This window comes from Rhodanobacter fulvus Jip2, assembly GCF_000264315.1.
Classification (GTDB): Bacteria; Pseudomonadota; Gammaproteobacteria; order Xanthomonadales; family Rhodanobacteraceae; genus Rhodanobacter; species Rhodanobacter fulvus.
This window is the reverse complement of sequence record NZ_AJXU01000043.1, coordinates 72331-80118: the sequence shown is the minus strand read 5'-3', so window position 1 is coordinate 80118 and position 7788 is coordinate 72331. Positions and strand designations below refer to the sequence as shown.

6 protein-coding genes are annotated in these 7788 nt (G+C 67.3%); 3 read left to right on the top strand and 3 right to left on the bottom strand.

Annotation, left to right across the window (positions count from 1 at the left end; genetic code table 11):
- Positions 1–338: 338 nt before the first annotated feature.
- From UU9_RS11045 to UU9_RS11035, 3 genes are read right to left on the bottom strand one after another with little or no spacing between them, the layout of a single operon-like run.
- On the bottom strand, positions 339–1061 hold the full coding sequence (locus UU9_RS11045) for a phosphoadenylyl-sulfate reductase (protein WP_007081837.1): 723 nt from the start codon (positions 1059–1061) through the stop codon (positions 339–341).
- Positions 1058–2746 carry an assimilatory sulfite reductase (NADPH) hemoprotein subunit gene (cysI, locus tag UU9_RS11040; protein ID WP_007081836.1) on the bottom strand — a complete coding sequence of 563 codons (1689 nt, stop codon included), beginning with the start codon at positions 2744–2746 and terminating at the stop codon, positions 1058–1060. Before cysI ends, UU9_RS11045 begins: the two co-directional genes overlap by 4 nt.
- Before the next feature lie 12 nt (positions 2747–2758).
- Positions 2759–4594 (bottom strand): assimilatory sulfite reductase (NADPH) flavoprotein subunit, encoded by a 1836-nt coding sequence (locus UU9_RS11035; RefSeq protein WP_050982438.1) that lies wholly within the window; start codon positions 4592–4594, stop codon positions 2759–2761.
- A gap of 159 nt (positions 4595–4753) precedes the next feature.
- Between UU9_RS11035 and UU9_RS11030 the strand changes: the two genes are divergently transcribed.
- Genes UU9_RS11030 through UU9_RS11020 form a run of 3 tightly spaced genes read left to right on the top strand, consistent with a single transcriptional unit; the run spans position 4754 to position 7669 of the window.
- A complete protein-coding gene (locus UU9_RS11030; RefSeq protein WP_007081834.1) occupies positions 4754–5503 on the top strand; it encodes a sulfite exporter TauE/SafE family protein in 750 nt (249 codons plus the stop codon).
- A 25-nt stretch (positions 5504–5528) separates the two neighbouring features.
- On the top strand, positions 5529–6722 hold the full coding sequence (locus UU9_RS11025) for a cupin domain-containing protein (protein ID WP_007081833.1): 1194 nt from the start codon (positions 5529–5531) through the stop codon (positions 6720–6722).
- The gene (locus UU9_RS11020) at positions 6719–7669 is read left to right on the top strand and encodes a GNAT family N-acetyltransferase (protein ID WP_007081832.1); all 951 of its coding nucleotides are present in this window, start codon (positions 6719–6721) and stop codon (positions 7667–7669) included. Before UU9_RS11025 ends, UU9_RS11020 begins: the two co-directional genes overlap by 4 nt.
- The last annotated feature ends 119 nt before the right edge of the window (positions 7670–7788 follow it).

Genomic DNA, 7788 nt, shown 5'->3' with positions numbered 1-7788 from the left:
TGCCCGGAGGGCTGAAGGGGGTGCTTTTCGTTCGGTGCCAGCCAAGCCAAGAGCGCCCCCATCCGCCTTCGGCACCTTCCCCCGCAAGCGGGGGAAGGAAAGCGTGGGGTTTCGGCTCAAGACATGGGCCGCGGCCTTTGCTTCCCCCGCATCGCGGGGGAAGCTGCCCGGAGGGCTGAAGGGGGTGCTTTTCGTTCGGCGCCAGCCAAGCAAGAGCGCCCTCTTCCGCCTTCGGCACCTTCTCCCGCTAGCGGGAGAAGGAAGGCGTGGGGTTTCGGCTCAAGGCGTGGGGCTAGGGCCTTTGCTTCCTCCGCATTGCGGGAGAAGGAAAGGCCTCGTTACACCAGTTCGTGCAGGCCGCATTCCCGCTTGAGGCCGAAGAAGCGGGTGTCTTCGACGTCCATGCCTGGCTCCCAGCGGCGGGTGGTGTGGGTGTCGCCGATGGAGACGTAGCCCTGCTCCCACAGCGGGTGGTATGGCAGCCCGTGGCGTTGCAGGTACATGCCCACGTCGCGGTCGGTCCAGTCGGCGATGGGGTGGAACTTCCAGTGGCCGCGCTGCCATTCGACGAACGGGATTTCGTGGCGGCTCCTGGACTGGCTGCGACGCAGGCCGGCGAACCAGCCGTTGATCTCCAGCTCGGCCAGTGCGCGCTGCATGGGCTCGACCTTGCGGATGCGGTTGTACTGCTCCAGGCCTTCCAGGCCCTGCTCCCACAGCCGGCCATAGCGGGCTTCCGCCCAGGCACGACCGATTGCGGGGCGATAGACCTTCAGGTTCAGCGAAAGCTGTTCCGTCAACGTATCGACGAACTGATAGGTCTCGGGGAACAGGTAGCCGGTGTCGATCAGGATCACCGGGATGTCCGGCTTCTGCTGGCTCACCAGATGCAGCGAGACGGCGGCCTGCGCGCCAAAGCTCGACGACAGCGCGTGGTTGCCGGCGGTGTGCTTCAGCGCCCACTCCACCCGCTGCTCGGCAGTCAGGCTCGCCATCCATGCGTTGATATCCGCCAGTGCGCGCGGGCTGTGGTCATTGAAAGGGAGCTGGATCGCGTTCATGCGTTCACCTTCAGCGGAATCTTCCGCGGTTCGCTCAGCACACCCACACGCAACAGGAAATCGCCGAAATACTCGCCCGCGTTGCGCTCGCCCGCGTAACGGCCGAACAAGCCATCCAGCACTTCCAGGATGACCGCCTCGTCGACGTTCTCGCGATACGCCTGGTTGAGCCGTTGGCCCTGGAAATCCGCGCCCAGACGCAGGTCGTAGCGGCCCGGCGCGCGGCCGACCAGGGCGATTTCCGCCAGGTAGGGACGCGAGCAGCCGTTGGGGCAGCCGGACAGGCGCAGCAGGATCGGCGCATCGATCAGTCCGTGGCGGTCCAGCAGGGTTTCCAGCTTCAGCAGCAGGCTGGGCAGGTAACGCTCGCTTTCCGCCATCGCCAGACCACAGGTGGGCAAGGCCACGCAGGCGATCGAATGCTGGCGGATGCCGCTGTACCGCTTGTAGCCATCCATGCGATGGCGGGCCACCAGCTCGTCGATGGTGTCGCGATCCTCGGCGGCCACGTTGGCGATGATGAGGTTCTGGTTGCAGGTCAGGCGGATGTCGCCCGTGTGGATATGCGCCAACTCGCGCATGCCGCTGAGCCAGGTATGCGCCTCGGTATCGAGCAGACGGCCCGATTCCACCTGCAGCGTGAGGTGCCAGCGACCGGCATGGCCCTTGACCCAGCCGTAGCGGTCACCGTTGTGGTCGAAATGGAAGTCGCGCGCCGGCTCCAGCGCGAAGCCCAGGCGCTTTTCGATCTCGGCCTTGGTGGCCTCGACGCCGTAGGTGTCCACGGTGTACTTCAGGCGCGCGTGCTTGCGCTCCTCGCGGTCGCCCCAGTCGCGCTGCACGCCGATGACGGTTTCGGCCAGCGCAATCAGGTTCTCCGGCCGCACGAAACCGATGATGTCGGCCAGCCGCGGATAGGTGGCCGGGTCGCCATGGGTGGCGCCCATGCCGCCGCCGATGCCGGCGTTGAAGCCGACCAGCTCGCCATTCTCGATGATCGCGATAAGGGCCAGATCCTGCGAATAGACGTCGATATCGTTGAGCGGCGGGATCGCGATGCCGATCTTGAACTTGCGCGGCAGGTAGGTGGGGCCGTACAGCGGCTCCTGCTCGTTGGCGGCTTCCTCGCCCACCAGCTTTTCGCCGTCCAGCCAGAACTCGTGGTACGCGCGGGTTTTCGGCTTCAAGTGCTCCGATAGCCGCGCGGCCCAGGCGTAGGCCGCCTCGTGGGCTTCGGACTCGATCGGGTTGGTGTTGCAGATCACGTTGCGGTTGACGTCGCCGCAGGCGGCGATGGTGCTGGCCGCCGCGGCGTTGATGGCCGCGATGCTGGCTTTCAGGTTCTTCTTGAGGATGCCGTGCCACTGGAAGGTCTGCCGCGTGGTGATGCGCAGGCCGCTGCTGGCGTAGTTGCTGGCCAGCGCATCGAACGCCAGCCACTGCGCGGGCGTCATCACGCCACCGGGCAAACGCGCGCGCAGCATGAACGCATAGGCCGGCTCCAGCTTTTGGCGGCGGCGCTCGTCGCGGATGTCGCGGTCGTCCTGCATGTAGCTGCCGTGGAACTTCAGCAGCTTGGTATCCGACTCGGCGATGGCACCGGTGACGGTGTCGGCTAGTCCTTCGGCGATGGTGCCGCGAAGAAGACGGCTTTCGGATTTGATGTGTTCGAGATGGGAAGGCATGGGGAGCTCTGATCAATATACGTCGCGGGCGTAGCGGCCCTGTTGCAGCAAGTCGGCCAGCCAGGCCTTGGCGTCATCCGCGCTGAGGCCGCCGTGGACGGATGCCACGTCGAGCAACGCTTCGTGCACATCCTTGGCCATGTGCGCGGAGTCGCCGCAGACATACAGGTGGGCGCCCTCGCTCAGCCACGCGTACAACTCGCGGCCCTTCTCGCGCAGCCGCTGTTGCACGTACAACTTTTCGGCCTGATCGCGGGAGAACGCCAGGTCCAGCCGATGCAGCGCGCCGCTGCGCAAGGCTTCCTGCCATTCCACCTGGTAGAGGAAATCCTGCGAGAAATGGCGATTGCCGAAGAACAGCCAGTTGCGGCCGCTGGCACCCGTCGCCTGACGCTCCTGCACGAACGCACGGAATGGCGCGATGCCGGTGCCCGGGCCGATCATGATCACGTCACGGCTGCCATCGGCGGGCAGGCGGAAGCGCTCGTTCTCTTCGATGAACACCGGTACGCGGGTGTCGTCATCGGTGGTGGCGAGATAAGTGGAGGCGGCTCCGAAATGCTTGCTGCCGTGCCTTTCGTATTCGACCACGGCCACCGTGAGATGCACCTCGTCGTGACCGACCAGCTTGGGGCTGGAGGCGATCGAGTACAGCCGCGGCGTCATCGGACGCAACGCGGCGACCAGTTGCTCGGCATCCCACGCGGCGGGGAACTCGCGCAGCAGGTCGATCGGCTGATGGCTCTCCAGCAGCGCGGCAAAGTCCGCCTTGTGTTCGGGCTCGAGCAGGCGTTGCAGATCACGGTTGCCACTGAGGGTGGCGTGCGCGGCCAGCAGGGGACGGGTCAAGCGGGTGATATCACGTTCCTGGCTCAACCAGCGCGCCAGCGGCAGGCGCTTGCCCTCGTGGGCGACCTCGCGGCTGCCGTCGAGCTTGAGCGCCGACAACCACTGGTCGACCAGCACCGGTGGATTGGTCGGCCACACACCGATGGCATCACCGGCCTCGTAATGCAGGCCGGAACCTTCCAGCGACAGCTCCAGATGGCGCACGTCGCGATTGCTGTCGCGCGACACGATGCGCTGGTTCTCCAGCACTTCGGCGGCAAACGGCTTGTCGCGCGAATGCAGCGGTGCCGCATTGACGGCATGCAGCGGGCTGACCGGGCGCGCCGCTGCCGTGGGGGTGCTCAGCGCCTTCTTCACTGTTTCCAGCGCGCCCTGCGACCAGGTCGCCGCCGCCGTCTCGAAATCCACGTCGGCCTCGCCGAGCGCCGCGAACCGGGTGGCGCCCAGCTCGGCCAACCGGGCATCGAGGTCGCGGCTTACCGCGCAATACTTCGCATAACTGGAATCGCCCAGGCCCATCACCGCGAACTTCAGCTGCGGCAGTTTCGGCGCACGCTTGCCGGCAATGAACTCCATGAAACCGATCGCATCGTCCGGCGGATCGCCCTCGCCCTGGCTGCTGATCACCACCACCAGGTGGCGCTCCTGCGCCAGTTCACGCAGCGGATAGGCACCGGCGCGCAGCAGCCTGACGCTCAGGCCGGCGGCTTCGGCCTTGCCGGCGAGCTTTTCCGCCACGCGCTTGGAGTTGCCGGTCTGGCTGCCGTAGACGACAGTCAGCCGCTCGGCCGGGCGCTCGGTCGGTGCCGGGGCGTCGGCCACCACCGCCAGGCCGGCGTGACCGGGGATGCGGGTAGCCAGCGAGGCCAGCGCCGCGGCGTACGCGGACACCCAATAGAGATCCGCCGGCGAGAGGCCTTCAGTCAAACGCGCCAGCAGCGCGAGCCGTTCCTCCCCAAGTGCAGGGGTGGGAAGAATGGGTTTCAACGCAACGTTCACGGCGCTTCCTTTTGGACGTCTTTACTTCTTGGCGTCCAATCCTAGGTACGTGCCGGTATCAGGTAAAAGCATATGTCGGCATGTGCTTATGCCCGCTCTTCATTTCAGCGCAGGCGATGACGGTCTGATACTCTCGCCGGCCTCCATCACCAGATATCCATGCCCAATTTCGCCGAGCTGTTCGTTTTCATCGCCGTCGGTGCTTTCGCCCAACTGGTCGATGGAGCGCTGGGCATGGCCTATGGCGTGACTTCCGCCGGGCTGTTGATGGGCCTGGGCGTACCGCCGGTGTCGGCCAGCGCCAGCGTGCATTACGCGGAAACGTTCACCTGCGGCGCCTCCGGGCTCAGCCACCTGCTGGCCGGCAATGTGCGCCGGCGGCTGTTCCTGGCGCTGGTGATCCCCGGCGTGATCGGCGCCCTGCTGGGCGCCTACGTGGCGATCAACGTGCCGGCGCACTGGATGCGGGTGGCGCTGACGCCGTATCTGCTGGGCATGGGGTTGTTCCTGCTGTTCCGCGGCACCCGCCCGCCCGGTGACCGCACGGATGTGCCGCGTGGCACGTCGGTCCTCGGTTCGGTCGCCGGCTTCGTGGATGCCATCGGTGGCGGCGGCTGGAGCGCGCTGACCGTCACCGTCCTGCTGGCGCGCGGATTGCCGCCGCGCGCCGTGATCGGCAGCGTGCACCTGGCCAAATGCGTGGTCAGCGTGGCAGCCAGCATCAGCTTCCTGCTCAGCATCGGCACCACCCATCTCACCGCCGTTTTCGGGCTGATCATCGGCGGCGTGCTGGCGGCACCGTTCGGCGCCCTGTTCATCCGCCGGATCCCCGGCCGGCTGGCTACCTATCTCGCCGGTTTCGCCGTGCTGGCGCTGGGCCTGCACAATGCGTTCCGGCTGATTGTCTGAGCACCACTGCCATTACAATGGCCGGATGACCCCGACCCCAACGTTCCCCATCGAAGTCCGCGGCAGCGCAAGCCAGCCGCTGGGCATGAGCCCGGCCCGGTTCCTGCGCGACTACTGGCAGAAACGGCCCCTGCTGATCCGCGGCGCCTTTCCGGATTTCGAGCCGCCGCTGCAGCCGGACGACCTGGCCGGTCTGGCCTGCGAGCCGGCCGCGCTGGCGCGGCTGATCGTGCATGACCCCAGGCGCGACCGCTGGCACGTCAACTCGGGCCCGCTGAGCGAAGCCGATTTCGCCCGCACCCCGGACAGCCACTGGACCTTGCTGGTGCAGGACGTGGACAAATGGGACGCGGACGTGGCGCGCCTGCTGGAACCTTTCAGCTTCCTGCCCAGCTGGCGCGTGGACGACGTCATGGTCTCGTACGCCGAACCGGAGGGCGGCGTCGGCGCCCACGTGGATCAGTACGACGTATTCCTGTTGCAGGGACTGGGCCAGCGCCACTGGGCGATCAGCGACGATCCGCTGGCGCCGAAGGCGTTCCGCCCGGACGTGGAATTGAAACAGCTGGCGACCTTCGAGCCCACGCACGAGTGGCTACTGCAACCGGGCGACATGCTGTACCTGCCGCCGGGCGTGCCGCACGACGGCATCGCGTTCGGCGGGCCGTGCATGACGTTCTCGGTGGGCATGCGCGCGCCCTCGCAAGCGGAGATGACCGGCGATCTGGCCGACTACATCGCCGACCTGCTGCCGGACGAGCTGCGCTACGCCGACCCCGACCTGAAGCCGGCGCGCGCCACCGGCGAGATCGATCGCGCTGCCCTGGCGCGCATCTCCGACGCCCTGCCCTTCGCCGCCGCGCTGGATGAAACCCTGCTGCGCGACTGGTTCGGGCGCTTCATCACGCGCTACCGCAACGCGCAGGTGGTGGCGCCGCTGGAGCGGCCGTTGACCGACGCCGCACTGAAGAAGCAGCTCGCCGCGGGCGCCAGCCTGTTGCGCCACCCCTGGTCGCGGCTGGCCTGGAGCCAGGGCAAGGGCAGTTGCACGCTGTATGTCAGCGGCCAGGCCCATGCCGCCTCGCCGGCGTTGGCGCAAGCCTTGTGCGAACAGCGCGCGTGGCGGCCTTCCGGCCCGCTCGATGAGCTGGAACTCGACCTGCTGCGCACGCTGGTGAACGAAGGCCATCTGCTGCCGCGCAAATCACGCCGTCAATGAAACTCCAGCATTTCCACGTCGAAGCCGCCGACTGGGCCCACGAAGCGCAGCGCGCCGATCTGCTCGCCCTGCGCCACGAAGTATTCGTGCAGGAACAGGGCGTGCCCGAGGAGCTGGAACGCGACGACCTGGATGCCCACTGCCACCACGTGCTGGCCCGCGATGACAACGGCCAGCCGATCGGGTGCGGCCGGCTCACCCCGCAACACAAGATCGGCCGCATGGCCGTGCGCCAAGCCTGGCGCGGCCAGGGCGTGGGCGCCGCGATGCTGCGCGAGCTGGTCGAAAAGGCACGTGCGCTGGGCTGGCCCGAAGTGAGCCTGGGCGCGCAGCTGCCCGCCATCGGGTTTTACGAGCGACAGGGGTTCAGCGCGCATGGCGAGGTATTCGACGACGCCGGTATCGCGCACCGCGCCATGCGGCTTTCGCTGTCCACCCCGAAACGCCCCCACAGGCCGCACAAGGTAACCGAAGCACTGCCGGCGACCACCCGCGTCGAGCTGGCGCTGGCGCGCCTGCAACTGCTGCGGGATGCGCGCCACCGCGTGGAGCTGTACGCGCCCCTGCTGCCCGTGGACATCTACGCCAGCGACGACGAGCTGGAGCAATGGCGCCGGCTGGCCACCTCTGGCCGCAATACCCACATCCGCATCGTGCTGCATGACCCGGCCGCGGCCTTGCGCGACGATCACCGCCTGATTGCACTGGCCCAGCGCCTGCCCAGCGCAATGCACATCCGCACCCCGCTGGAGGATGCCGACCTGACCTACGGTTCGTCCTACCTGCTCAACGACGTCGGCGGCTACCTGCTGCTGCCCGATGCCACGCGCCCGCCCGGTCGTGGCGCACGGCATGACCGTGTGGCGCAGGCACCCTTGCGCCAGCATTTCGACCATGCGTGGGATCGTTCCGCGCCCGCCAGCATGCTGCAGATACTCGACATATGAACGCCCACTGGCCAAGGGAATGTGGCGGCGGCATGTCGTTTCCTACACGCACCCCGGCGCAAACTGCGCGGGTATTGCCACGAGGGCCGATGACCCGGCGCAGGTGCCCGCCGGATGAC